Genomic DNA, 24,108 nt, shown 5'->3' with positions numbered 1-24,108 from the left:
TTCGCCATCACCGCGGGGAAGCCTTGTGCAGGATGCAACGTCTGCGCACGAACCGTCTGAGTAACGGGGTTCGATGCCGTGCTGATGTGTAGCCGGTGTCCACCTCCATTACCTGAGTGGAATGGGCGACCGGCACGTTGCCACGTCATCGGTTCCGCTTCGTGACTCCAGGGATCGCCCCATCAGGTACGAAGCCAGTCTTGCACGCCGCGTTTTAAACCGGCGAGAAGAAACGGATGGGCTCGACCGACATGGCTTTCACACTCTGGCGTCGGTTTCGTTGATTCGCACGATGCGTACATGGTCGTCGCCGAGTTCGATTTCGCTTACCGAACCGGTGGCAATCTCGATGCGCTGGAACATGTCGAGCGCGATTCCCGCGTAGTACGCAATCGCCGCGCGGATGAGATCGCCATGACTCACCACGACCACGCATTCGTGCGGATGGCCATCGCGCACGCGCGACAGGCCCGCGACCATGCGCGCCTGCGCCTGCAGCATGTTCTCGCCACCGGGCACGTCCGCACAGCTGCGGAAACGGTTGAACCGGTCGAAGCGCACGTCGCGCGAGAGTTCCGCGAAGTCGAGCCCGGTCCATCGACCGAACTCGATTTCGAGAAATTCTTCACGAGGTTCGACATCGCATCCCACTAACGTCGCAATCGATCGAGCGGTTTCCATCGCGCGTTGCAACGGACTGCTGTAAACCGCCGCGACGGGGAGTCTCGCCAGGCGCGCGGCAAGCCATCGCGCCTGGGCGCGTCCTTCCTCGTTCAGCGCGATTCCGGCGGTACGTCCGGCAAGACGCACACCGTTGGCATCGGTACTGGCATGGCGGACGAGCAGCAGGCGGGTCATGGCGAGCACGAGCGGGCGCGACCGCTGCAGATTCGACACATTGCGGGGACGGGTCCGTGAAGACCGGTGTACTCACCTTCCATCGCTGCATCAATTACGGGAGCTACTGGCAGGCGCGTTGCCTGCTCGAGGGCTTGCGCTCGCTTGGCCATGACGCCGTGCTGCTGGATCACGCAAGCGGGCGTGTGGATCGCGCCGAGTGGAAGTGCGCGTTGCGTCCGGTGCCCGGACAACGGGGCGATCGCGCGGTATACCGGCGCAAGGTATCGCGCTTCTTCGAGGCGTTCGAAGCGCTGCCGAGGTCGCCGCGCTTTCCGCTCGACGCGCCCGAGCGCATGCCGGAGTTCGACGCGGTCGTCGTCGGCAGCGATGAAGTCTGGAACCTGTCGCATCCCTGGTATGGGCGCGTTCCCATCTTCTACGGCGAAGGCCTGAAGGCACCGCTCATGGTCGCGTACGCGGCAAGCTTCGGGCATCACGACGAATCCGGCGGACTCGACCGCGCGTGGGCGCAGCGGCTGCGCGCCTTCGATGCGATATGCGTGCGTGACGAGGCATCGCGTTCGATCGTGAGCCGCGCATTGGGAACGGACGTACCCGTCGTTCTCGACCCCTGCCTTGCGTTCCCTCCGGCGCGTGACGAATCCTGGCGCGGTCCCGAAGAGCACGCTTACGTCGCGCTGTACGGCCACGGCTTCTCTCCCGGCTTTGCGAGTTCGGTCCACGCATGGGCGCGACGTCGCGGCTGGCCGGTGGTGAGTATCGGCTACCGCAACGACTGGGCGGACCGGCAATGGATCGACGCCGGTCCGCATGAGTTCGCCGCGTTCATGGCGAACGCGGGCGCGGTGGCGACGACGTTCTTCCACGGCTGCGTGTTCGCGCTGCGTTTCCAGCGACCGTTCGCGTGCGAGGCGTCGTGGTATCGCGGCACGAAACTCCGATGCCTGATGCGGCAGGTCGGCGGTGAACGGCATCTGGTCGATGCGTCCAGCGCGATGCAGGGCATCTCGCGCCTGCTCGACAAGCCGCTCGCAGCGGGCATCGAATCGCGCATCGAATCGTTGCGTTCGGCGTCCCGCGAGATCCTGCGCGAGGCGCTGAATGCGCCGGTGGCTGCATGAGCGCGCCGGGGCCTCGCCGCATGGTGCGCTCGGGGCGCTGCATCGGCTGCGGCGGCTGCGTGGCGCAGTCGCACGGCGCGGGCATGCAGTTCGATCGCTATGGACAGATCAGGCCGGTTGGCTCGCGCAGGTGGGATCGGGACGCCGCAGCCATCGTCGCGCAGACCTGTCCGTTCGCCTCCTGCGTGCCGGACGAGGATCGACTCGCCGCCAGCCTCTTTGCTGACGCGCCAGCGCACGACGCGGCGACGGGCCGGTACGTCGCCGCCTACGTCGGTCATGCGATTGAAGGCGGTTATCGCGACCGCGGCAGTTCAGGCGGACTCGTCAGCTGGGTCGCCTGCGAGCTGCTGCGCAGCGGTCGCGTCGACGCGGTCGCGCACGTGCACGCCTGCGAGGACCCCGAAGCGAGCGGTCGCCTGTTCGACTACCGGCTATCGCGCAGCGAAACCGACGTGCGCCGCGGTGCAGGCTCGCGCTATTACCCCGTCGAGATGTCGGCTGCCCTGCGCACCATGCTCGACGAACCCGGGCGCTATGCCGTCGTCGGCATTCCCTGCTTTGTGAAAGCGGTGCAGCTGATGCGACGCCGCCATCCGCAGCTTCGCGAACGCATCGTGCACACGATGGGCCTGTTCTGCGGTCATATGAAAAGTGCGCGCTTCGCCGAAAGCCTCGCGTGGCAGATGGGCGCGAACGGCGACGACATCCGGCACGTCGACTTCCGCCGCAAGCACCCGGATCGCGCGGCGAACCAGTATCACGCGCGGATACAGCTGCGCGACGGCCGCACGCTCGGCCGCGACTGGTGGCCGCTGGTGGATGGCGACTGGGGCGCCGGGTTCTTCATGGACGCCGCGTGCAACCTGTGCGACGACGTGATGGCCGAAACGGCGGACATCTCGTTCGGCGATGCATGGGTCGAGCCGTACTCCTCGGATTGGCGCGGACACAACGTGGTGGTCGTGCGCACGCGTGAGCTCGACGGCATGTTGCGCTACGCCCGCGATGCGGGCCGCATCGCGCTGGACGAGGTGGACGCCGCCTTCGTTGCGGCAACTCAGGCCGCCGGCTTGCGCCAGCGGCGCGAAGGGCTTTCGTACCGGCTGTCGAAGCGTTCCGACGCGCCCCCCAAACGCGTTCCGCCCGACGCCAACGCCGCCACGCCCGAACGCCGCCGGATCTACGCCTTGCGTGCGGGCACGTCGCGCTGGAGCCATCGCATGTTCGGTATCGCGCGAGCGACGCGCATTCGCGCGATCTATCTGGTGTGGGCGCGCGTCGCGCTTACCGTGTACCACGCCTTCGCGTACCGGCGCGGCCGCCTCGGCGCGCTCGTCAACCGGCTCGGGCCTGGATGAAACCGGACAGCTCCGCGGACACGCGATCGATCACCTCGCCCCACTCGCCGCTGCGGCGCTGCCGGAACAAACGCATCGTCGGATACCACGGGCTGTCGTCGCGATCGAGCATCCAGCGCCAGTCGGGATCGTCCGTGAGCAGCGTCCATACCGGAACACCCAATGCGCCGGCCATGTGCGCGGGCATCGAGTCGATGGTGATCAGCAGGTCCATCGCGCGCAGGGCGCGCGCATGATCGAGCAGGTTGAGCTCGCCCGGCCATTGCCCCGCATCGCCGGGCCACCCCGCTTCACGCGCGTCGGGCTGGAGGATGAACCAGTCGATGCCGCCCACCGCGAACAGCCGCCGCACCGTCGCGTAGGGAATCGAGCGCCTCGCATCCCAGTCGCCCGCCTTCCATACCAGGCCGACGGCCACCCGGCTGCGGTCGTGGGGCATCGGCAGCGGCGAGGCATGCAGGTACGGGACGCGCGACGGGATCGAGTCGATCGTCGTGCGGAACAGATGCGGCAGCTCCATGATCTCGAGGTCGACGTCGAAACCGGCTTCAAGCGCACCCTCGTGCAATGGCAGGAGACGATCGATACCGTTCACTCGCGCCAGCAACGCAAGCAGGTTCGGCTGCGCCCACACGATGACTTCGCGCGCACGCTCGCGCAGCAGCGGCATGTAGCGGATGAACTGGATCGTGTCGCCGAGCCCGTGATAACAGCGCACCAGCACACGCCGGCCGTCGATCGGATCTCCGTTCCACACGTATTGCTCGTGGCGCGGCCAATGCCAGCATGGTTCGTCGCGGCGCGCTTCCAGCTGTGCATCCTTCACGCGCCAGGCATGTTCCCAGCGTCCCGCGCGCATGTGCTCGAGCCACGCGTCCGGCGTTGCGGACACCAGCGCGCTCACGCATAGCGCCGCAGCATCGCGGCGCAGAAGTCGGCGAATTCGACCGGATCCTGCGGCGGACTGGTGTGGTGCGGCCGCAATCCCTTGGATTCAGGCGTGAAGCAGAACGTGATCGTCAGGTCGAACCCTTCGAGCCTGCGCATCATGCGATCGAACCAGCGCTCCGCGTCGGGGCGCAGATGATCGGCCCAGCTCAACCCCGTGCGCAGGCGCCGTACGCCCAGCCGCTGCAACCACGCGACAGCGTCGTCGAGGCGATGGTCTTCGAAATGGAACCACTGGCAGATGCCGATTTCCGGCGTGTACTGCGCGAACTGCTCCAGCGCGCGCTTGGGCGTCCCGTCCTCGCGGAGCAGGCCCATGTGGAAATGCCGGTAGTACGAGGAGCCCTCGGCTTCGCGGTGGCGCGTCGTGGCCTCCCAGGCGCGGGGCAGGTCGTACAGGCTGTACCAGTGGATGCGATCGACGCGACCGCACAGCAGTTCCGCCGTGCGGCGCAGGCCGAACTCCTGCACCTCCTCCGCGCCAAAGCTCGACACGCCCACTTCCGTCACCCACACCGGCAATTGCGTCACAGCCTCGATTTCAGCGATCTTCTCGCGCCAGTCGTGGATCGACCACAGGTTCCAATCCAGCGGAAACCCGTGCACCGCGACGGCATCGAGATCGGCAGTTGCCTCCAGCGCCTGCAAGCGCGTGACGAACGCGGGATCGATCGGCGAGATGCCGCCGAGCACGCGCAGGACGTCCGGCCGCTCGGCTTTCACCGCCTGCGCCGCGCTCTTCACCATCTGCGCGTAGAGGCGCCACTCGGGATCGAGCTCGAGATCCCAGTGCGATTTGTTGTTGGGCTCGTTCCAGAACTTCACCGCCTCGATCATGGTCGCGCATCCGCCTGCGTCAAAGCGCTTCGACCAGTTCCTGGTAGTAGTCCAGGCCCAGGTGCGTGATGAGGTCTTCGCCCATGAGGTGGCGAAGCGTGTTCTGCAGTTTGATCAGCTGGCGGAAGATGTCGTGCTCCGGACGCAGGCCGGGCGCCGTCTGCGGCGACTTGAAGTAGAACGACAACCACTCCTGGATGCCCGACATGCCCGCGCGCTTGGCCAGATCGATGAACAGCGCAAGATCCAGCACGATCGGCGCGGCGAGGATCGAATCGCGACACAGGAAGTTGATCTTGATCTGCATCGGATAGCCCAGCCATCCGAAGATGTCGATGTTGTCCCAGCTTTCCTTGTTGTCGCCATGCGGCGGGTAATAGTTGATGCGCACCTTGTGGTAGAGCTCGCCGTAAAGTTCAGGGCTCAGTTCCGGGCGCAGGATGTCTTCCAGTACGCCGAGCTTGGAGACTTCCTTGGTGCGGAAGTTGTCCGGATGGTCGAGCACGAGGCCGTCGCGATTGCCGAGGATGTTCGACGAGAACCAGCCGCGGATGCCGAGCGCGCGCGCCTGCAAGCCAGGCGCAAGGATCGTCTTCATCAACGTCTGCCCGGTCTTGAAGTCCTTCCCCCCGATCGGCGTGCCGGTTTTCAGCGCGAGTTCGACGAGCGCGGGAATGTCGCACGTGAGGTTCGGCGCACCGTTGACGAAGGGAATACCCTGGGATATCGCCGCGTACGCGTAGATCATCGATGGCGCGATCGCCGGATGGTTGTCGCGCAGCCCCTGCTCGAAGGCGTCGAGCGTGGCGTGCACGTCCTGGCATTCCAGGTACTTCTCGGTGGACGCGCACCACACCATCACCAGCCGCGAACACCGGTTTTCCTCGCGGAAACGGCGCATGTCCTCGACGACGGCCGCCACGCGCGCCATCGCCTGCGTTTCGGGTTTCACGTGCCGTCCTTCCAGGTTCGGCACGAACGCCGGATCGAACACGGCGGGCATCGGCCTGATCGCATCGAGCGGTTGCTTCACCGAATCGAGCAGCGCGGGATCGAGCACGCGCGCGTTGCGTGCCGATTCGTAGACGCTGTCGTCGTAGACGTCCCAGCCGCCGAACGCGATGTCGTCCAGCGGCGCGAGCGGCACGAAGTCGCGGATGCGCGGGCAGCGGTTTTCGGTGCGCTTGCCGAGCCGGAGATTGCCCATCTGCGTGAGCGAGCCGACGGGTGACGCCCCATGCGTGCGGATCGCTTCGACGCCGGCGATGAAGGTCGTGGCCACCGCGCCCAGGCCCGGCATCACGATGCCGAGGCGGCCGTCGGGCGAATCGATTCCAGTGCGCATGAGGTGAGGCCGTTTCGAAGGACGACCTCAGCTTGCGAGCGCGCAGGTATGTCACCGTGAAACGAACGTTCAGAGACGTTCACGCGCACGGCGGTTGATGATGATGAAGAAGATGCGCGGCGGTTGCGGAAGAACAAGAAGACGCGCGATCGCGAGGGATGCAATGCGTCGTTGCCGCGACGGCGGAACGCATCGGCGCGGATGCGCGTCGGAAGCACTGCGTACTTCGACGCGAGTGCTCGCCGGTTTCCTGCAGGCCCCGTTGCGACATCGGGCCGCCCTTCCAGCCCCACGCCCCATCGGGGGATGCCACGCCGGCCAGGGGCTTCGGACTCGCACACCGGAAAGCCGGAAAACAAAAAACCCGCGCGATGCGCGGGTTCTTGTGCCGGGCCCGAAGGCCATTCAGCGTGCTGTGTCCAGCAAGATCAGTTGGTGCCCAGGAGAGGACTCGAACCTCCACGGTTTTACCCGCTAGTACCTGAAACTAGTGCGTCTACCAATTCCGCCACCTGGGCATCGCTTCGGTGTTTCGCCGAGCGAGGCCGCGTATGTTGCGGTGCGAGGACCGCCTTGTCAACGTCTCGTCACGAAAATTTTCACTTTCGATGCGCCCCCGCCCCGATGCCCCCGCCCGGACCCGTCCGAACCGGCCGGTTCGGCATTGTCGGCTTGAAGCCCCGACCGCTCGGGGCTATGGTCGCCGGACATTTTCCTCTGCGGGCGACGCACCCGGTGCGGCGCCCGCGTTGCTTTGGAGATTTGCAATGTCCGACCCCAAGCCCCCGCTGCTGATGTCGCGCCTGGATGTGGAGCGCATCGAGTCGCTGCTGGAATCCCCGGCCGCGCAGAACGTCGACACCTCCGCGCTGGAGGCCGAGCTCGAACGCGCGACCATCATCGAGCCGGCGCAGATGCCGCCGGACGTGATCACGATGAACTCCACCGCCCGTTTCGTCGAGGAAACCAGCGGCGAGGAGCGCGAGCTCACGCTGGTGTTCCCGCGCGATGCCGACGGCAGCGCCGAGAAGGTGTCCATCCTGGCGCCGGTGGGCAGCGCGCTGCTCGGCCTGCACGTGGGCGATTCGATTGAATGGCCGCTGCCCGGCGGGCGCACGATCCGCCTGCGCGTGCTGTCGATCCGCTACCAGCCCGAAGCCGCCGGCGAGCTGCATCGCTGAACCGTGCGGCGCGCCGGGCCGCTGCCGCACGCGCCGCTTTAGAATCCCCGCATTCCGACTCACCTGGCCCGTACCGCTTAAATGAACGATACCGTCCGACCGGCATTCCACGGCTTCGAGCAGATTCCGCTGCGCGAGTACGCCGAGCGCGCCTACCTCGATTACTCGATGTACGTGGTGCTCGACCGCGCCCTCCCGTTCCTGGGCGACGGGCTCAAGCCGGTGCAGCGCCGCATCATCTATTCGATGAGCGAGCTGGGACTGAACGCGGCGTCCAAGCCGAAGAAGTCCGCACGTACCGTCGGCGACGTGATCGGTAAATACCACCCGCACGGCGACAGCGCGTGCTACGAGGCGATGGTGCTGATGGCCCAGCCGTTCTCGTACCGCTATCCGCTGATCGAAGGCCAGGGCAATTTCGGTTCCAGCGACGATCCCAAGTCGTTCGCGGCCATGCGCTACACCGAGGCGAAGCTGACGCCGATCGCCGAAGTGCTGCTGGGCGAACTGGGCCAGGGCACCGTCGACTGGACGCCGAACTTCGACGGCACGCTGGAAGAACCCTCGTGGATGCCGGCGCGCCTGCCGCACCTGCTGCTCAACGGCACCACCGGCATCGCGGTCGGCATGGCCACCGACGTGCCGCCGCACAACCTCAACGAAGTCGTCAGCGCCTGCGTGCGGCTGCTCGATGATCCCGACGCCACCACGCGCGACCTGTGCGAGCACGTGCGCGGCCCGGACTATCCGACCGCGGCGGAGATCATCACGCCGGCGGCCGACCTCCAGCAGATGTACGAGACGGGCCTGGGCAGCGTGCGCGCCCGCGCCGTGTACGAGAAGGACGGCAGCAACCTGGTCATCACCGCCCTGCCCTACCAGACCTCGCCGGGCAAGGTGATCGAGCAGATCGCCACGCAGATGCGCGCGAAGAAGCTGCCGTGGCTGGAGGACATCCGCGACGAATCCGACCACGCGAACCCCACGCGCATCGTACTGGTGCCGCGCAGCAACCGCGTGGACGCCGAGCAGCTGATGGGCCATCTGTTCGCGACGACGGACCTCGAGAAGAGCTACCGCGTCAACTTCAACATCATCGGTCGCGACGGCCGCCCGCAGGTCAAGGGCCTGAAGGCGCTGCTGACCGAATGGCTGGCGTTCCGCACCGAAACGGTGACGCGCCGCCTCAAGCATCGCCTGGACAAGGTCGAGCGTCGCCTGCATCTGTTGGAAGGTTTGCTGGTCGCGTTCCTCAACCTGGACGAGGTGATCCGCATCATCCGCACCGAGGACGAGCCCAAACCCGTCCTGATGAAGCGCTTCAAGCTCAGCGAGGACCAGGCCGACTACATCCTCGAAACCCGGCTGCGCCAGCTCGCGCGCCTGGAGGAGATGAAGATCCGCGGCGAGGAGGACGAGCTCAAGGCCGAGCGCGAACGCATCGTCGCCACGCTGGAGAGCCGCGCCAAGCTGAAGAAGCTGGTGAAGGACGAACTGCTGGCCGATGCGAAGAAGTTCGGCGACGCGCGTCGTTCGCCGCTGGTCGCGCGCGGTGCGGCGCAGGCGCTGAGCGAAACCGAACTGGTCGCCAGCGAGCCGATGACCGTCGTGCTCAGCGAGAAGGGCTGGGTGCGCGCGGCGAAGGGGCACGACGTCGATGCCGCATCGCTCAGCTATCGCGAAGGCGACGAACTGCTGGCGTCGGCGAAGAGCCGCAGCACGCAGCAGGTGGCGTTCCTGGATTCGACGGGCCGGGCGTATTCGACCGTCGTGCATTCGCTGCCGTCGGCGCGCGGCAACGGCGAACCGCTCACCGGCCGCTTCTCGCCGGCGCCGGGCGCGTCGTTCCAGGCGCTCGCCAGCGGCGAGAACGACACCCGCTTCGTGCTGGCGTCGAGCCACGGCTACGGCTTCGTCACCCGCTTCGAGAACCTCACCGGCCGCAACAAGGCCGGCAAGGCGATGCTCTCGCTCACGCCGGGCGCGAAGGTCGTGCAGCCGGCGGCGGTCGGCAGCGTCGAGCAGGATCGCATCGCGGTGGTCACCAACGTCGGCCATCTGCTGACGTTCCCGGTCGGTGAGCTGCCGGAACTCGACAAGGGCAAGGGCAACAAGCTCATCGACATCCCGAAGGCGAAGCTCGGCACCGAACGCGTGGTCGCCGTCGCCGTCGTGTCGCCGGGCGGCACGCTGGTGGTGAAATCGGGCGCACGCACGATGTCGCTGTCGTTCAAGGACCTCGACACCTACCTCGGCGCGCGGGCAACGCGTGGCGGGCTGCTGCCGCGCGGGTGGCAGAAGGTGGAAGGGCTGGGGGTCGAGTAAGGCGCGCAGCGCGGGCTTCATTCCCCGGCAACGAGCCCCCCATATCACCGTCATCCCGGCGAAGTCCGGGATCCAGGCTCACAACGTTACGAGAGCGGCAACACGAGAACTGGCACCTCCACAGCCCGGATCCCGGCCTTCGCCGGGGCGACGGGTGGGTGGGATGCCATTACGCTGCCGCCGCTCCAGCAAGGACGAACCATGCATCCCGACTTCTGGCATCAACGCTGGGCCGACAACCAGATCGGCTTCCACCAGGACGCACCGACGCCGCTGATGCTCAAGCATTGGCCATCCCTCGGCGTTGAACCGGGGACGCAGGTGTTCGTTCCGCTCGCCGGCAAGTCGCTCGACATGGCGTGGTTCGCGTCGCAGGGCTATCGCGTGCTGGGCGTGGAACTGTCGCGCATCGCGATCGAGGCGTTCTTCGCCGGACACGGCGTGACGCCCGAGATCAGCGAATCGAAGTACGGCACGCATTTCCGCGCCGGCGACATCGAACTGATCTGCGGCGATGCGTTCGGCCTGGACGAGGCGGCGCTCGCCGGGTGCGGCGCGGTCTTCGATCGCGCGGCGCTGATCGCGCTACCGGCCGACCTTCGCCGCCGCTACGTGCACGAGCTTTACGCGCGCCTTCCGTCGCACTGCCGCGGCCTGCTCGTCACGCTGGAATACCCGCAGCACGAGAAGGCCGGCCCGCCTTTCAGCGTGGTCGAAGAAGAAGTGCGCGAGCTGTATGGACGCGACTGGAATGTCGAAACGCTGGAGCGTCGCGACATCCTCGATACGCAGCCGAGGTTCGTCGATGAAGGCGTGACCGCGCTGTACACGTCGGTCTATCGTCTTACGCACAAGGGCTGACACTGCCTGCATTTGTAGCCCGGGTAAGCGAAGCGCACCCGGGTGAGCGTGACAGCCCCCGGGTGCGCTTGGCTTACCCGGGCTACAAGGGCGAAGAAGAGAGCGACCTCACTCCGCCGACGTCGCCTTCTGCGCCAACCGCGCCGTCAGGTAATTCTGGATCCCCAGTCGCCTGATCAGCCCGAGCTGCTGCTCCAGCCAGTGCGCGTGGTCCTCTTCGGTGTCCTGCAGCTGCACGCGCAGGATTTCGCGACTGACGAAATCGCCGGCGCGCTCGCACAGCGCCATGCCCTCGGCCAGCGCGGCGCGCACGCGGTATTCCACTTCCAGGTCCCGCTGCAGCATTTCCTCGACCGTATGGCCGGCGACGAACGGCTCCGGGCGCATGTCCGGATCGCCTTCCAGGAACAGGATGCGGCGCAGCAGCGCGTCGGCGTGCTCGGTCTCTTCCTGCATCTCGTGGTCGATGCGCTCGTACAGCGACTGCAGCCCCATGTCCTCGTAACGACGGGAATGGATGAAGTACTGGTCGCGTGCGGCGAGTTCGCCGCGCAGAAGCTGCTTCAGGTAGTCGACGACGTCCGGATGGCCTTTCATGGGGGAAACCTCCTTGCAAGGCGCATAGGGTGCCCGATCGCGCCGCGCCGCGTCCTAATCAGAATCAGTCGCATTGACTTTCGCAGCGGGCCACGAGCGCAGCCCGCCGCGCCGCCGATCAGAGCGCCGCCTCGTGCACCCCTGCAACGGCGCGTCCCGACGGGTCGGCCATCTTCGCGAAGGCCGCATCCCACGCGATCGCCGCCGGCGACGAGCACGCGATCGACTTGCCGCCCGGCACGGTCTGCGCGCAGGCCACGCCCGGGAAGAACTGCTCGAAGAGGTGCCGGTACAGGTACGCTTCCTTCGTCTGCGGCGGGTTCACGGGGAAACGGCTCGCGGCGGCCGCGAACACACGATCGCTGATCTGCGCCTGCGCGTGCGCCTTGAGGCCATCGATCCAGCCGTAGCCGACGCCATCGCTGAACTGCTCCTTCTGGCGCCACAGGATCTCGTCGGGCAGGTAGCCCTCGAACGCCTCGCGCAGGATCGCCTTCTCGATCGGCCGCCCCCCCGGGCCCGGACGCACCATCTTGTGCGCGGCGTCCATGCGCATCGCCACGTCGAGGAATTCGACATCGAGGAACGGCACGCGCGGCTCCACGCCCCACGCCATCATCGACTTGTTCGCGCGCAGGCAATCGTAGTTGTGGAGCGCGTCGAGCTTGCGCACGGTTTCGGCATGGAACTCGCGCGCATCGGGCGCCTTGTGGAAGTACAGGTAGCCGCCGAACACCTCGTCGCTGCCCTCGCCCGACAGCGCCATCTTCACGCCCATCGCCTTGATGCGCCGCGCGAGCAGGAACATCGGCGTCGATGCGCGGATCGTGGTCACGTCGAAGGTTTCGATGTGCCGGATCACTTCCGGCAACGCGTCCAGGCCTTCCTCGAACGTGTAGGTGAACCCGTGATGCACCGTGCCGAGGGCTTTCGCCGCGACCTGTGCGGCGGCGAGATCGGGCGAGCCTTCCAGCCCGATGGCGAAGGAATGCAGGCGCGGCCACCACGCCTCGGTCGTGTCGTTGTCCTCGATGCGTTTGCGCGCGAATCGCGCGGCCACGGCGGCGACCAGCGAGGAATCCAGCCCGCCCGACAGCAGCACCCCGTACGGCACGTCGCTCATCAGCTGGCGATGCACGGCGCGTTCGAACGCCTCGCGCAGCTCCTGCCGGGAAACCTCCACGCCGTCCGTGGCGGCATGCTCGCGCCACGGACGCTCGTAGTAGCGCACGAGTTCGTCGACGTCGCTGTCGTAGTAATGGCCCGGCGGGAACTGCGCCACGTCCGCGCAGGTGTCGGCCAGCGCCTTCATTTCGGAGGCGACGCACAGGCGTCCGTCGCGATCGTGCCCCCAGTACAGCGGGCACACGCCGATCGGATCGCGCGCGATGACGAACCGTTGCCGCGCGCGATCCCACAAGGCGAAGGCGAAGATCCCGTTGAGCGTGTTGAGCCACTGTCCGATGTCCTCGCGCTGCCGATACAGCGCGTTGATGACCTCGCAATCCGAGCCGGTCTGGAACGCGTAATCCTGGGCCAGCGACTGTTCCAGTTCGCGATGGTTGTAGATCTCGCCGTTCACCGCGAGCGCGAGGTCGCCGTCGGCCGAGTGCAACGGCTGCGAGCCGCCGGCGGGGTCCACGATGGCGAGGCGCTCGTGCACGAGGATCGCACCGTCGTCCAGGTGCACGCCGCTCCAGTCGGGGCCGCGATGGCGCTGGCGTTGGGAGAGTTCCAGCGCGTGCCGGCGCAGGGCCTGCACATCGTCGCCGGGTTGGAGGCCGAATATTCCGAGGATCGAACACATAACGATGACTCCGTGGGCTAGAGGCTTTTCTTCAGGGGCGGACAAACGAAAAAGCCCGCGCTTTCCGGCGCGGGCTTCGTGGGTGCTTAGTGCGGTTACAACGCGCTAATCACCGGCCCGCGGGAGGCTGGCGTTATTGCGGTTGTTGTTGTTCAGGCCCTGCACGGGCGCGCCACCGCGCGAGGCGGCATGGGCGGCGTAGGCAGTGGCCTGGACGGAAGACATGGGTCGATCCTGCCGGCCCGCGGCGCCGCTTGCAAGGGGCAGGCGCACGCCGGGCCCGCCGTTCATCGGATAAGCTCGGCGCGGGGAAACACACAGGCGACAGGCCCATGAGGAAGTGGATCGCGCGCGTGCTCGTCGCGCTGGTGGTGGTTCTGCTGGTGGCGGTGCTCGTCGGCTGGTGGCTGATGCGCGGCAGCCTGCCGCGACTGGACGGCGAACTCGCGCTGCCCGGCCTGTCGGCAGCCGTGACGATCCAGCGCGACGGCAACGGCGTGGTGACGGTCGACGCCGCCAACGAGAACGACGCCATGCGCGCGCTCGGCTACGTGCACGCGCAGGAGCGCTACTTCGAGATGGACCTGCTGCGGCGCACGGCCGCGGGCGAACTCGCCGCGCTGTTCGGGCCGGTCGCGGTGGACGTCGACAAGCGACATCGCGTGCACCGCATGCGCGCACGCGTGACGCAGCACATGGACGCGATCCTCGGCGACAAGCGCGCGATGGCGCAGGCGTACGTGGACGGCGTGAACGCCGGGCGCGCCGCACTGAAGGTGCGTCCGTGGCCGTACCTGCTGCTGCGCGCGGAGCCGGAACCGTGGACGCTCGCCGACTCGGCGCTCACCGGCTACGCGATGTACTTCGACCTGCAGGATGCGCGCAACGAGCGCGAACTGGCGATGTGGCGCCTGCGCCCGCATCTGCCCGCCGCGCTGTTCGCCTTGCTGTCGCACGACGGCTCAAGCTGGGATGCGCCGGTCGCAGGTCGCCCGCGCGGGGACGCGACATTGCCCGACGCGGCGACGGTCGATCTTCGCAGCCTGCCGATGCAGGAGAACGCGAACCCCGCCGACGTGCCGGAGCGCCCGGAAGTCGGCAGCAACAACTTCGCGGTGTCGGGCCAGCTCACCGCGGACGGCCGCGCGATCGTCGCCGACGACATGCACCTGGGCCTGCGCGCGCCGAACATCTGGTTCCGGGCGCGGTTGCGTTATCCCGATGCGCGCGCGCAAGGCGGTCGCGTCGACGCCAACGGTTTCACCCTGCCCGGCCTGCCCGCGCTGGTGGTCGGCAGCAACGGCCACGTCGCATGGGGCTTCACCAACAGCTACGGCGACTGGCTCGACTGGCAACGCGTTGCCGATTGCAGCGAGTCGACCTGCGACAGCGCGACGCGCCACGTCGAGATCATCCGCGTGGCCGGAAGCGACGACGTCCAATTCCCCGTCGATGAAACGGCGTGGGGCCCGATCCTGCACCGCGAACGCGACGGCAGCGGCCTGGCGCTTCGCTGGATCGCGCACCAGCCCGGCTCGATGAACCTCGGTCTGGCCGAATTCCTGCACGCGCGCTCGCTCGACGACGCGCTCGCGATGGCCGATCGCACCGCGATCCCGGCGCAGAACCTCGCGATCGGCGATTCGCAGGGCCGCATCACCTGGCGCCTGCTCGGCCCGATGCCGCAGCGCGGCGCCGGTTGCGACGCGACGCAGGTCGTCGAGCCCGAGGCCTGCGCGCCGTGGCCGATCACCACCGCGCACGGCACGATGCTGCCGATCGGCACGGTGCAGCGCCTGTGGACGGCGAATTCGCGCGTGGTCGATGGCGCGTTGCTGGCGCGCGTGGGCGACGGCGGCTACGCCAACGGCGCGCGCGCGCGGCAGATCCGCGACGACCTCTTCGCGAAGGACCGTTTCGCGGAACGCGACCTGCTCGCGATCCAGCTCGACGATCGCGCGTTGTTCCTGCAGCGCTGGTGGACCTTGCTGCGCGAGCGCGACGGCGCGCAGAAAACGTCGGCGCTGCACGAACTCGCGGCGGCCGCATCGACGTGGCAGGGTCGCGCGAGTACGGATTCGGCGAGCTATCGCATCGTGCGCGCGTGGCGACTGGCGGTGCACGATCGTTTGCTGGATGGCCTGACCGCACCGGCGCACGCCGCGATGGGCGAGGCGTTCGAGATGCCGAACCTCTCGCATTTCGAGGGCGTCGCGTGGCCGCTGGTGACACAGCGTCCGGCGAACCTGCTGCCGCGCCGCTTCGCGACGTGGGACGCGCTGTTCGAGGACGCCGCGCGCGAAGTGCGCGACGAGTTGGCGAAGGACGGGCCCATCGCGCAACGCACGTGGGGCGAGCGCAATACCGCGCGCATCTGCCATCCGCTGTCGCGTGCGCTGCCGGGCTTCCTGAAGCCGCAACTGTGCATGCCCGCCGACGAGCTGCCCGGCGACAGCGGCATGCCGCGCGTGCAGGGACCGGATTTCGGCGCGTCCGAGCGCATGGTGGTGTCGCCGGGGCACGAGGCCGATGGAATCATCCACATGCCAGGCGGACAGAGCGGCCATCCGATGTCGCCGTTCTGGGGCGCGGGGCACGACGACTGGGTGCACGGACGTGCGACGCCGTTCCTGCCGGGGCAGACGCGTTACACGATGAGGCTGGTGCCGGGTAAACCGTAGTCCCGGCGATAACCGCGACATCCACCTTGGGCGTCATTCCGGCGAAGGCCGGGATGCGGGCCAGCACTTCCCGGGCATCTCGTCGCTCGGGCATTTGTAGCCCGGGTAAGCGAAGCGCACCCGGGTTCAGACGTGACAGCTCCCGGGTGCGCTTCGCTTACCCGGGCTACAACAGCCCCGCGATACTCAGTCGAGCAGCATCCGCTCGATCAATTCCCGATACAGCCCCGGCAGGCGCTGCAGATCCGCGACGGCGACGTTCTCGTCGACCTTGTGGATGCTCGCATTCACCGGGCCGATCTCGATGCACTGCGCGCCCAGCGGCGCGATGAAGCGCGCGTCCGACGTGCCGCCGCCGGTGCTTTCTTCGGGAACACCACCACCGTAACGGCCCAGCACCGAACGCGCCGCGGCGCGCAGCGGGCCTTCCGGCGTGTAGAACGGTTCGCCGCCGCGATGCCAGCGGATCGTGTACTCCAGGCCGTGGCGGCGCAGCACGTCCTCGCACTCGCGCTCCAGCTGCTCGGCACGCCAGTTCGGGTTGAAGCGCAGGTTGAACAGCGCCTGCAGTTCGCCGGGAATCACGTTGTTGGCACCGGTGCCCGCGTGGATGTTGCTGATCTGCAGGCTCGTCGGCGGGAAGGTTTCGAAGCCGTCGTCCCAACGCCGCGCGGCCAGTTCGCTCAGCGCCGGCATCGCCAGATGGATCGGATTGCGCGCCTTTTCCGGATATGCCACGTGGCCCTGCACGCCGATCACGTTGAGCGTCGCCGACAGCGTGCCGCGACGTCCCACTCGCAGCAGGTCGCCCAGCACCGCCTTCGACGACGGCTCGCCGGTGACGCACCAGTCAATGCGCTCGCCGCGCTTGCGGAACGTCTCGGCGACCTGGCGCACGCCGTCGACGGCATCGCCCTCCTCGTCCGAGGTGACGAGCAACGCGACGCGGCCCGGATGATCCGGATGCGCGGCGACGAAGTCCTCCAGCGCCACGACGAACGCCGCGACGCTGCCCTTCATGTCGGCCGCGCCGCGACCGTACAGCACGCCGTCGCGGATTTCGGGCACGAACGGGTCGCTGCTCCACGATTCGCGCGGCCCCGGTGGCACCACGTCGGTGTGGCCCAGCAGCACCAGCGTCGGGCCGTCGCTGCCGTGGACCGCCCACAGGTTGTCGACGTCGCCGAAGCGCAGCGATTCGCAGCGAAAACCCGCTGCGGACAGTCGGCGCGCGATCAGCGCCTGGCAACCGGCATCGTCGGGCGTGACCGACGGGCGCGCGATCAGCTCGCGCGTGAGCGCGAGGACGTCGCCTGCAGCGTCCAGATCAGCCAAGGGCGCCCACTCCGAACCGCTTCTTGAAGCCGTTGTCGCTGAACCCCTGCGCGATCGCGCCGTCGTCGGTGATCACCACCGGGCGGCGGATCAGCTGCGGGTATTCCGTCAGCAGCAGCTTCCATTCGGCATCCGAACCCGGGGTCTTGCGGTGGTCGGGCAGCGTGCGCCACGTCGTGGACGACTTGTTGATCATCGCGTCCCAGCCGCCGAGCTTGTCCTTCCATTCCAGCAGCGTTTCGGGCGCCTGGCGTTGATCGCGGTAATCCACGAAGGCATGCGCGACGCCGAAGCGCTCCAGCCACTTGCGCGCCTTCTTGCAGGTGTCGCAGTTGCCCAGCCCATAGAGCGTGGTCGCCATCGGGTTACTCCGCCAGCCCGCGCAGCAGTTCGTTGATGCTGGTCTTGCTGCGCGTCTTCGCATCGACCTGCTTGACGATCACCGCGCAGTACAGCGAGTGCGAGCCGTCCTTCGCCGGCAGCTGGCCGGAGACGACGACGCTGTACGGCGGCACGAAACCGTAGGTGATCTCGCCCGTCGCGCGGTTGTAGATGCGCGTGCTCTGGCCCAGGAACACGCCCATGCCGATCACGCTGTGATGGCCGACGACGACGCCTTCGACCACTTCCGAACGCGCGCCGATGAAGCAGTGGTCCTCGATGATCGTCGGGCTCGCCTGCAACGGTTCGAGCACGCCGCCGATGCCCGCGCCGCCGGACAGGTGGCAGTGCTTGCCGACCTGCGCGCACGAACCCACGGTCGCCCACGTATCGACCATCGTGCCTTCACCGACGTGCGCACCGATGTTGACGAAGCTCGGCATCAGCACGACGTCCTTGCCGATGTGCGCGCCACGACGCGCGACCGCGCCGGGCACGACGCGCGCGCCGAGCTTGCGGAAATCCGATTCGCCGTAGCCTTCGAAACGCGACGGCACCTTGTCCCAGTACGGCGCGGGATACCCATCGACGACCTGCATGTCGTTTACGCGGAAGTACAGCAGCACCGCTTTCTTCAACCACTCGTTGACCTTCCAGCCGCCGTCGCCATCGGGCTCGGCGACGCGGAATTCGCCGGTTTCCAGGCCGGAAATCACGCGCTCCACGGTGGGGCGCGTCGAACCTTCGATCTCGTCCAGGGTCAACATCGCGCGTCGCTCGAACGCGCTGTCGACCATGAACTTCAGCTCGTCGACGCCCGGACCGGCCGGCACGGCCTTCTTGCGAACGGTCTTCTTGCGGGCGGTCTTCTTCTGTACAGCCATTCAGCAGTCTCCTTCGAGGCATGCGAGCAGGGCCTGGCGCAGCGCCTGCCTTTGCGTGTCGTCGAGCGCGCCGTCGCGCCCGTCGTGATGGGTATGGGTGATCTGGAACACGTCCTCCGCGCGCTCGCCGAAGGTGGCGATGCGCGCGTCGTGCACGCGCAGGCCCTGGCTGCGGATCGCGTGCGTCACGTCGGCCAGCAGGCCGGGCCGGTCGGTGCACACCAGGCTCAGCATGGTGCGCGTGCCCTGCTCCGTCTGGAGCGTGTCGAACCCGATCTGCGGCGCGATGCGGAAATGCTTCAGGTGCCGCGGCTGCGCGCGGCGCGCGGGCTTGATGCGTTCGAGTTCGCCGTCGAGCGCCGCGCCCAATCGCCCCTCGACGTCTTCCGTCGACGGCGGGCAACGCGGGTCGATCGGCACGACTTCGAAGCTGTCGAACACCATGCCGTTGGGCCCGTCGAGCACGCGCGCCTGCTGGATCGCCAGGCCCAGCCGATCGAGCGTCGCGACGATCGCGGCGAACAGGCCGTCGCGATCGGGCGAATGGATGAAGACTTCCAGCGCACCGGAATGCTCGCCCAGCGCACGCGCGCGAACGCGCGTCTGGCCGACGTCGACGCCGCGCAGCGAAGCGGCCTGCCACGCGATCTGGTCCGGACGCCCGCGCTCGAAACCGATCTGCGGCATGCGCGCGTACAGCGCGTCGACCTGTTCGTCGCCGATGCCCATCGTGGCGAGCATCGCGCGCGCGGCGTCGCGGGTTTCGTTCGCGCGCTCGTCGCCGGCGACGGGATGTTCCAGGCCGCGTCGCAGCGCCAGGCGCGTGGCGGTGTAGAGATCGGCCAGCAGCCGATCCTTCCACGCATTCCACAACTTGGGCGAGGTGCCGGCGATGTCCGCACAGGTGAGCAGGTAGAGATGATCGAGGCGTTCGCGATCGGCGACCTTGCCGGCGAAGCGATGGATGACCTCGGGATCGGCGATGTCCTGCTTCTGCGCGGTCACCGACATCAGCAGGTGCTGGCGGACGAGCCATTCGACGAGGGCGCCGTCGGCCTGCGACAGGCCCATCGTGCTGCAGAAGATGCGCGCATCCTCGGCGCCGAGTTCGGAATGATCGCCGCCGCGCCCCTTGCCGATATCGTGGAAAAGCCCGGCGAGCAGCAGCAGTTCCGGCTTGCGCAGCCGCGGCCAGACTTCATGCGCGATGCTGAAGCGCTCGTCGGCGATGCCCGAAGCGAAGCGCGCGAGATTGCGCAGGACCGCGAGCGTGTGCTGGTCCACCGTGAACACGTGGAACAGGTCGAACTGCATGCGGCCGGAGACTTTCGCGAAGGCCGGAATCCAGCGCCCGAGCACGCCCAGGCGCGCCATGCGTTCGAGCGCGTGCACCGGATGCGGGCCGCGCAGCAGCGCGATGAAACGCTCGCGCAAGGCCGGCTCGGCCTGCTGGAACGCCGGCACGCGCGACAACGATTCGGCCAGCGCGCGCGCCGTGCGCGAATGCAGGCCGCGCACGGCGTCGTGCGAGGCCCAGACGGCGAACAGCGCGAACACGTCGTAGGCATCGCGCGGCCAGTGCGGATCGCGTGCGCACAGGTAATCGCGGCGCAACTCGAATGCGTGGTCGATCGCGACCGGCGTGCTTTCGCCTTCGATCTGTTCCTCGAAACGCTGCAGCAGCCGCTCGCCGATGCGCAGCACCAGCGCGGCGCTGCGATAGAAGCCCTGCATCATCTGCTCGACGGCGAGGTTGTCGGCGTTGTCGACATGCCCCAGGCGTTCGGCGAGCACTTTCTGGTAATCGAAACGCAGGCGTTCCTCGCGCTTGCCGGCGACCAGGTGCAGGCCGAAGCGCAGGCGCGACAGCGCGCGGCGTTCGCGCTCGAGCGTGGCCAGTTCGTCCGCGCCGAACTGGCCGATGGCGACGAGCGATTCCAGGTCGCCCGTACCGACGATGCGCAACGCCATCCAGCGAAGCGTCTGCACGTCGCGCAGGCCGCCGGGGCCTTCCTTCAGGTTGGGCTCGAGGTTGTCGGCGGTGTCTTCGTAACGCGCGTGGCGCAGGCGCAGTTCCTCGCGCTTGGCGGCGAAGAACTCGCGCGCGGGCCACACCAGGCTCGGGGCGATCGCCGCCTGCAACGCGTGCAGGTGTTCGACCTGCGCGATCAGCGGGCGCGCTTCCAGCATCGCGGTGAGCACGGTAATGTCGGCCGCCGCTTCGGTGCACTGCATCGGCGAGCGCACCGCATGGCCGACCGGCACGCCGCCGTCCCACAGCAGCGCGACGAAACGCGCCAGCGCTTCGGCGTGCGCGGCCTGCGCGTCGGGTTCGGCGAGCACGAGCAGGTCGACGTCGGATTGCGGGAACAGCTCGGCGCGGCCGTAGCCGCCGACGGCGAACAACGCCAGCGGTGCGTCGTCCGGAATGCACGCCTTCCATGCGGCGCGCACCTGCGCGTCCATCGCGCCTGCGCGCGCGGCAAGCAGGCGGTCGATGTCGGCGTTGGAGTCGCTGTCGAAGGCCTTGGCGAGGCCGGCATCTACCGTGGCGATGGCCGCGCGGATCGACGCGGCCGGATCGGCACTGCCCTGCGCCGCCGAGGGTTCGTCGACGGCGGCGGGGAGTTCGTTCATAGATCGTTGTCGTCGCCCGGCACGCGGGTGAGGATCTCCACGCCGTCCTCGGTCACCGCGACGGTGTGCTCCCACTGTGCGGACAACTTGCGGTCCTTGGTGACCACGGTCCAGCCGTCGGGCAGCAGCTTGGTGTAGCGCGTGCCCTCGTTGATCATCGGCTCGATGGTGAAGGTCATGCCGGGCTTGAGCACCAGCCCCTCACCGTTGCGGCCGTAATGCAGGACCTGCGGATCCTCGTGGTAGATCTTGCCGATGCCATGGCCGCAGTATTCGCGCACCACGCTGAAGCGCTCGGCTTCGGCGTACTGCTGGATCGCCGCGCCGATGTCGCCGAGCGTCGCGCCCGGCTTTACCGTGCGGATGCCGCGGAACATGGCCTCGCGGGTCACCTCTACCAGGCGCTTGGCCATGACCGACGGCGTGCCGACGACGTACATCCGGCTGGTGTCGCCGTGCCAGCCGTCCTTGATCACGGTGACGTCGATATTGACGATGTCGCCGTCCTTCAGGACCTTGGCCTCGCTCGGGATGCCGTGGCAGATGACGTTGTTGACCGAGGTGCAGACGGTCTTGGGGAATCCCTTGTAGCCGACGTTGGCCGGGATCGCCTTCTGCACGTTGACGATGTGATCGTGGCAGATGCGGTCCAGTTCCTCGGTGGTCACGCCCGCCTTGACGTGCGGCGCGACGACCTGGAGCACCTCGGCGGCCAAGCGGCCGGCGACGCGCATCTTCTCGATCTCTTCGGGGGTCTTGATGGTGATGGGCATGCAGGCATTATGGCCCATCCGCGGTCCGTTCAGGCTTTCCGGACGCCCGAAGTTGCCCGTAACGCACTGTTACGGCTACAATCCCGCGGCTCAGCGACCGGCTTCGTCCGATCCTGACCGCCCACGCCAGGGCGAGAGCGCACCGGCCCCGTCCGGGACGCAGGCGAATACACACCCGCAGCCACACGTCGTGCCGGGGTGACCAAGCCATCAATGGCGAGGTTTCGGCCACGAACGCTGCGGGGAGGCCCAACCCCGGAACCCTCGCCCCCGGCCCTGCCGGCGGCACCGCCCCCACACCGTGCCTTGTCACGCGGGCGGCCGGTTCCACTGCCTTGGAGTTAAGCAATGCCCCAGATCACCATGCGCCAGATGCTCGAAGCCGGCGTCCACTTCGGCCACCAGACCCGTTACTGGAACCCGAAGATGGGTCCGTACATCTTCGGTGCCCGCGGCAAGATCCACATCATCAACCTCGAGAAGACCGTTCCGCTGTTCAACGACGCGATGAACTTCATCTCGGGCATCGCCCAGAAGCGCGGCATGATCCTGTTCCTGGGCACCAAGCGCAGCGCGCGCGAGGCGATCAAGGAAGAGGCCGAGCGTTGCGGCATGCCGTACATGAACCAGCGTTGGCTGGGCGGCACGCTGACCAACTTCCGCACCGTGAAGCAGTCGGTCCAGCGCCTGAAGGAGCTGGAAGCGGCCGAGACCGACGGCACCTTCCAGAAGCTGGTCAAGCACGAAGTGCTGGGCCTGCGCCGTGAGCGCGACAAGCTGGAAGCCTCGCTGGGCGGCATCAAGGACATGAACCGCCTGCCCGACGCGCTGTTCGTGATCGACATCGGCCACGAAGACATCGCGATCAAGGAAGCCAAGAAGCTCGGCATCCCGGTCATCGCCGTCGTCGACACCAACTACGATCCGGCCCTGGTCGATTACGCCATCCCGGGCAACGACGACGCCATCCGCGCCGTGCAGCTGTACGCCCGCGCCGCCGCCGACGCCGTGCTGGAAGGCAAGGCTGCCGCTCCGTCGGCCGCGTCGGTCCGCGAGGAAGACTTCGCCGAAGCCGCCGAGGGCGAGGAAGGCAAGGCTCCGCGCCGCGCCCCGGCCAAGAAGGCTGCCGGCAAGAAGGCCGAAGCGGCCGAGTAAGGACCGCGTCATGTGGCCGCGCCAAGCTGCGCGGCCGCATCCGAGTTTTCGCGTGCGCCGGGTTACGCCCCGCGCACGTCCGGAATCGAAAAGGCGGGCCCTGCCCGCCCTACACCATTCAGAGGTACCCCCATGGCAGAAATCACCGCTTCCCTGGTCAAGGATCTGCGCGAGCGCACCGGCGCCGGCATGATGGAGTGCAAGAAGGCACTCGTCGAAAACAACGGCGACATCGACGCCGCGGCCGAGTGGCTGCGCAAGTCGGGCCTGGCCAAGGCCGACAAGAAGGCCGACCGCGTCGCTGCCGAAGGCCGCATCGCCGTCGCCCAGAACGGCGGCAAGGCCGTGCTGGTCGAGATCAACTCCGAGACCGACTTCGTCGCCAAGGACGAGAACTTCCTCGCCTTCGCCAACGCCGTCGCCAACGCCGCGCTGACCTCCGGCGCGACCGACGTCGAAGGCGTCAAGGCCGCCAAGCTCGCCTCGGGCGAGACGGTCGAGGAATCCCGCGCCGCCGCCATCGCCAAGCTCGGCGAGAACATCCAGGTGCGTCGCATCGCGCTGGTCGACGGCAACAACAACGTCGCGGCCTACGTGCACGGCGGCAAGATCGGCGTGCTGGTCGAGGTCAAGGGCGGCGACGCCGAACTGGCCCGCGGCCTGGCGATGCACGTCGCCGCGATGAACCCGCCGCACATCAAGGCGTCGGACGTCCCGGCCGACTTCGTCGCGAAGGAAAAGGAAATCGAGCTGGCCAAGATGTCCGACAAGGACAAGGCCAAGCCGGCCGACATCCTCGAGAAGATCATCAGCGGCAAGATCGCCAAGATCGTCAACGAGGTCACGCTGTACGGCCAGCCGTACGTGCTGGACACCAACCAGACCGTCGAGCAGGTCCTGAAGGCCGCCGGCGCCGAAGTGGTCAGCATGCAGCGCCTGGCCGTCGGCGAAGGCATCGAGAAGGTGGTGGAAGACTACGCCGCCGAAGTCATGAAGCAGGCCGGCCTGGCGTAAGCCA

General features: G+C 67.7%; 19 protein-coding genes and 1 tRNA gene. 8 read left to right on the top strand and 12 right to left on the bottom strand.

Annotated elements, in window-relative coordinates; genetic code table 11:
- Positions 1–258: 258 nt before the first annotated feature.
- Complete coding sequence (locus LA521A_RS06010; protein ID WP_281781419.1) at positions 259–858, bottom strand: histidine phosphatase family protein; 600 nt, start codon at positions 856–858, stop codon at positions 259–261.
- 56 nt (positions 859–914) lie between these two features.
- On the opposite strand from LA521A_RS06010, the gene LA521A_RS06005 reads away from it, so the two are divergent.
- Complete coding sequence (locus tag LA521A_RS06005; protein WP_281781418.1) at positions 915–1,982, top strand: polysaccharide pyruvyl transferase family protein; 1,068 nt, start codon at positions 915–917, stop codon at positions 1,980–1,982.
- Positions 1,979–3,343: a Coenzyme F420 hydrogenase/dehydrogenase, beta subunit C-terminal domain gene (locus tag LA521A_RS06000; RefSeq protein WP_281781417.1), complete on the top strand. Its 1,365-nt coding sequence runs from the start codon at positions 1,979–1,981 to the stop codon at positions 3,341–3,343. The genes LA521A_RS06005 and LA521A_RS06000 overlap by 4 nt, the downstream gene beginning before the upstream one ends.
- Here the strand turns inward: LA521A_RS06000 and LA521A_RS05995 are convergent.
- From LA521A_RS05995 to LA521A_RS05980, 4 genes are all read right to left on the bottom strand, one after another.
- Positions 3,321–4,247, bottom strand: a complete 927-nt coding sequence (locus LA521A_RS05995; RefSeq protein WP_281781416.1) for a hypothetical protein — start codon at positions 4,245–4,247, stop codon at positions 3,321–3,323. The two genes, LA521A_RS06000 and LA521A_RS05995, sit on opposite strands and share 23 nt — an antisense overlap.
- On the bottom strand, positions 4,244–5,128 hold the full coding sequence (locus LA521A_RS05990) for a glycosyl hydrolase (RefSeq protein WP_281781415.1): 885 nt from the start codon (positions 5,126–5,128) through the stop codon (positions 4,244–4,246). The genes LA521A_RS05995 and LA521A_RS05990 overlap by 4 nt, the downstream gene beginning before the upstream one ends.
- A 19-nt stretch (positions 5,129–5,147) precedes the next feature.
- Entirely contained in the window at positions 5,148–6,473 is a 1,326-nt protein-coding gene (locus tag LA521A_RS05985) for an inositol-3-phosphate synthase (RefSeq protein WP_281781414.1), read from the bottom strand.
- 433 nt (positions 6,474–6,906) lie between these two features.
- Positions 6,907–6,991: transfer RNA gene (locus tag LA521A_RS05980), tRNA-Leu, on the bottom strand.
- Between the two features lie 249 nt (positions 6,992–7,240).
- Here LA521A_RS05980 and rnk point away from each other — a divergent pair.
- From rnk to LA521A_RS05965, 3 genes are all read left to right on the top strand, one after another.
- Positions 7,241–7,654 carry a nucleoside diphosphate kinase regulator gene (gene rnk, locus LA521A_RS05975; protein WP_281781413.1) on the top strand — a complete coding sequence of 138 codons (414 nt, stop codon included), beginning with the start codon at positions 7,241–7,243 and terminating at the stop codon, positions 7,652–7,654.
- 81 nt (positions 7,655–7,735) lie between these two features.
- Positions 7,736–9,979 (top strand): DNA topoisomerase IV subunit A, encoded by a 2,244-nt coding sequence (gene parC / locus LA521A_RS05970; protein WP_281781412.1) that lies wholly within the window; start codon positions 7,736–7,738, stop codon positions 9,977–9,979.
- Positions 9,980–10,180: 201 nt separating this feature from the next.
- A complete protein-coding gene (locus tag LA521A_RS05965) occupies positions 10,181–10,840 on the top strand; it encodes a thiopurine S-methyltransferase (RefSeq protein ID WP_281781411.1) in 660 nt (219 codons plus the stop codon).
- Between the two features lie 108 nt (positions 10,841–10,948).
- On the opposite strand, the gene bfr is transcribed toward LA521A_RS05965, so the two are convergent.
- Positions 10,949–11,437 (bottom strand): bacterioferritin, encoded by a 489-nt coding sequence (gene bfr, locus LA521A_RS05960; RefSeq protein ID WP_281781410.1) that lies wholly within the window; start codon positions 11,435–11,437, stop codon positions 10,949–10,951.
- A 118-nt stretch (positions 11,438–11,555) separates the two neighbouring features.
- The gene (gene asnB, locus LA521A_RS05955) at positions 11,556–13,244 is read right to left on the bottom strand and encodes an asparagine synthase B (RefSeq protein WP_281781409.1); all 1,689 of its coding nucleotides are present in this window, start codon (positions 13,242–13,244) and stop codon (positions 11,556–11,558) included.
- Positions 13,245–13,576: 332 nt separating this feature from the next.
- Between asnB and LA521A_RS05950 the strand changes: the two genes are divergently transcribed.
- Positions 13,577–15,925 carry a penicillin acylase family protein gene (locus tag LA521A_RS05950; protein ID WP_281781408.1) on the top strand — a complete coding sequence of 783 codons (2,349 nt, stop codon included), beginning with the start codon at positions 13,577–13,579 and terminating at the stop codon, positions 15,923–15,925.
- Positions 15,926–16,111: 186 nt separating this feature from the next.
- Here the strand turns inward: LA521A_RS05950 and dapE are convergent, their stop codons facing one another.
- Genes dapE through map form a run of 5 tightly spaced genes read right to left on the bottom strand, consistent with a single transcriptional unit; the run spans position 16,112 to position 21,935 of the window.
- The gene (dapE, locus tag LA521A_RS05945) at positions 16,112–17,251 is read right to left on the bottom strand and encodes a succinyl-diaminopimelate desuccinylase (RefSeq protein WP_281782027.1); all 1,140 of its coding nucleotides are present in this window, start codon (positions 17,249–17,251) and stop codon (positions 16,112–16,114) included.
- Between the two features lies 1 nt (position 17,252).
- A complete protein-coding gene (locus LA521A_RS05940; RefSeq protein ID WP_281781407.1) occupies positions 17,253–17,621 on the bottom strand; it encodes a Spx/MgsR family RNA polymerase-binding regulatory protein in 369 nt (122 codons plus the stop codon).
- Between the two features lie 4 nt (positions 17,622–17,625).
- Entirely contained in the window at positions 17,626–18,525 is a 900-nt protein-coding gene (gene dapD, locus LA521A_RS05935; protein ID WP_281781406.1) for a 2,3,4,5-tetrahydropyridine-2,6-dicarboxylate N-succinyltransferase, read from the bottom strand.
- On the bottom strand, positions 18,526–21,162 hold the full coding sequence (glnD, locus tag LA521A_RS05930; protein ID WP_281781405.1) for a [protein-PII] uridylyltransferase: 2,637 nt from the start codon (positions 21,160–21,162) through the stop codon (positions 18,526–18,528).
- Positions 21,159–21,935, bottom strand: coding sequence for a type I methionyl aminopeptidase (gene map, locus LA521A_RS05925; RefSeq protein ID WP_281781404.1), 777 nt, complete (start codon positions 21,933–21,935; stop codon positions 21,159–21,161). Before map ends, glnD begins: the two co-directional genes overlap by 4 nt.
- Before the next feature lie 348 nt (positions 21,936–22,283).
- Here map and rpsB point away from each other — a divergent pair, with 348 nt between their 5' ends.
- Both rpsB and tsf read left to right on the top strand, forming a co-directional pair.
- A complete protein-coding gene (gene rpsB, locus LA521A_RS05920) occupies positions 22,284–23,090 on the top strand; it encodes a 30S ribosomal protein S2 (protein ID WP_281781403.1) in 807 nt (268 codons plus the stop codon).
- Between the two features lie 132 nt (positions 23,091–23,222).
- The gene (gene tsf, locus LA521A_RS05915) at positions 23,223–24,104 is read left to right on the top strand and encodes a translation elongation factor Ts (protein WP_281781402.1); all 882 of its coding nucleotides are present in this window, start codon (positions 23,223–23,225) and stop codon (positions 24,102–24,104) included.
- Positions 24,105–24,108 lie beyond the last annotated feature (4 nt).

The organism is Lysobacter auxotrophicus (genome assembly GCF_027924565.1).
Lineage (GTDB): Bacteria > Pseudomonadota > Gammaproteobacteria > Xanthomonadales > Xanthomonadaceae > Lysobacter_J > Lysobacter_J auxotrophicus.
The sequence above is the reverse complement of the archived record's forward strand: the minus strand, read 5'-3'. Positions and strand labels throughout refer to the sequence as shown.

Bases quoted from the DNA above. Each gene is read 5' to 3' on its own strand.
- LA521A_RS06010 (WP_281781419.1), bottom strand. From the start codon at position 858: ATGACCCGCCTGCTGCTCGTCCGCCATGCCAGTACCGATGCCAACGGT.
- bfr (WP_281781410.1), bottom strand. From the start codon at position 11,437: ATGAAAGGCCATCCGGACGTCGTCGACTACCTGAAGCAGCTTCTGCGC.
- parC (WP_281781412.1), top strand. From the start codon at position 7,736: ATGAACGATACCGTCCGACCGGCATTCCACGGCTTCGAGCAGATTCCG.
- tsf (WP_281781402.1), top strand. From the start codon at position 23,223: ATGGCAGAAATCACCGCTTCCCTGGTCAAGGATCTGCGCGAGCGCACC.
- LA521A_RS06000 (WP_281781417.1), top strand. From the start codon at position 1,979: ATGAGCGCGCCGGGGCCTCGCCGCATGGTGCGCTCGGGGCGCTGCATC.
- LA521A_RS05990 (WP_281781415.1), bottom strand. From the start codon at position 5,128: ATGATCGAGGCGGTGAAGTTCTGGAACGAGCCCAACAACAAATCGCAC.
- LA521A_RS05940 (WP_281781407.1), bottom strand. From the start codon at position 17,621: ATGGCGACCACGCTCTATGGGCTGGGCAACTGCGACACCTGCAAGAAG.
- asnB (WP_281781409.1), bottom strand. From the start codon at position 13,244: ATGTGTTCGATCCTCGGAATATTCGGCCTCCAACCCGGCGACGATGTG.
- rnk (WP_281781413.1), top strand. From the start codon at position 7,241: ATGTCCGACCCCAAGCCCCCGCTGCTGATGTCGCGCCTGGATGTGGAG.
- LA521A_RS05965 (WP_281781411.1), top strand. From the start codon at position 10,181: ATGCATCCCGACTTCTGGCATCAACGCTGGGCCGACAACCAGATCGGC.
- rpsB (WP_281781403.1), top strand. From the start codon at position 22,284: ATGCCCCAGATCACCATGCGCCAGATGCTCGAAGCCGGCGTCCACTTC.
- dapD (WP_281781406.1), bottom strand. From the start codon at position 18,525: ATGGCTGTACAGAAGAAGACCGCCCGCAAGAAGACCGTTCGCAAGAAG.
- LA521A_RS05950 (WP_281781408.1), top strand. From the start codon at position 13,577: ATGAGGAAGTGGATCGCGCGCGTGCTCGTCGCGCTGGTGGTGGTTCTG.
- LA521A_RS05985 (WP_281781414.1), bottom strand. From the start codon at position 6,473: ATGCGCACTGGAATCGATTCGCCCGACGGCCGCCTCGGCATCGTGATG.
- glnD (WP_281781405.1), bottom strand. From the start codon at position 21,162: ATGAACGAACTCCCCGCCGCCGTCGACGAACCCTCGGCGGCGCAGGGC.
- map (WP_281781404.1), bottom strand. From the start codon at position 21,935: ATGCCCATCACCATCAAGACCCCCGAAGAGATCGAGAAGATGCGCGTC.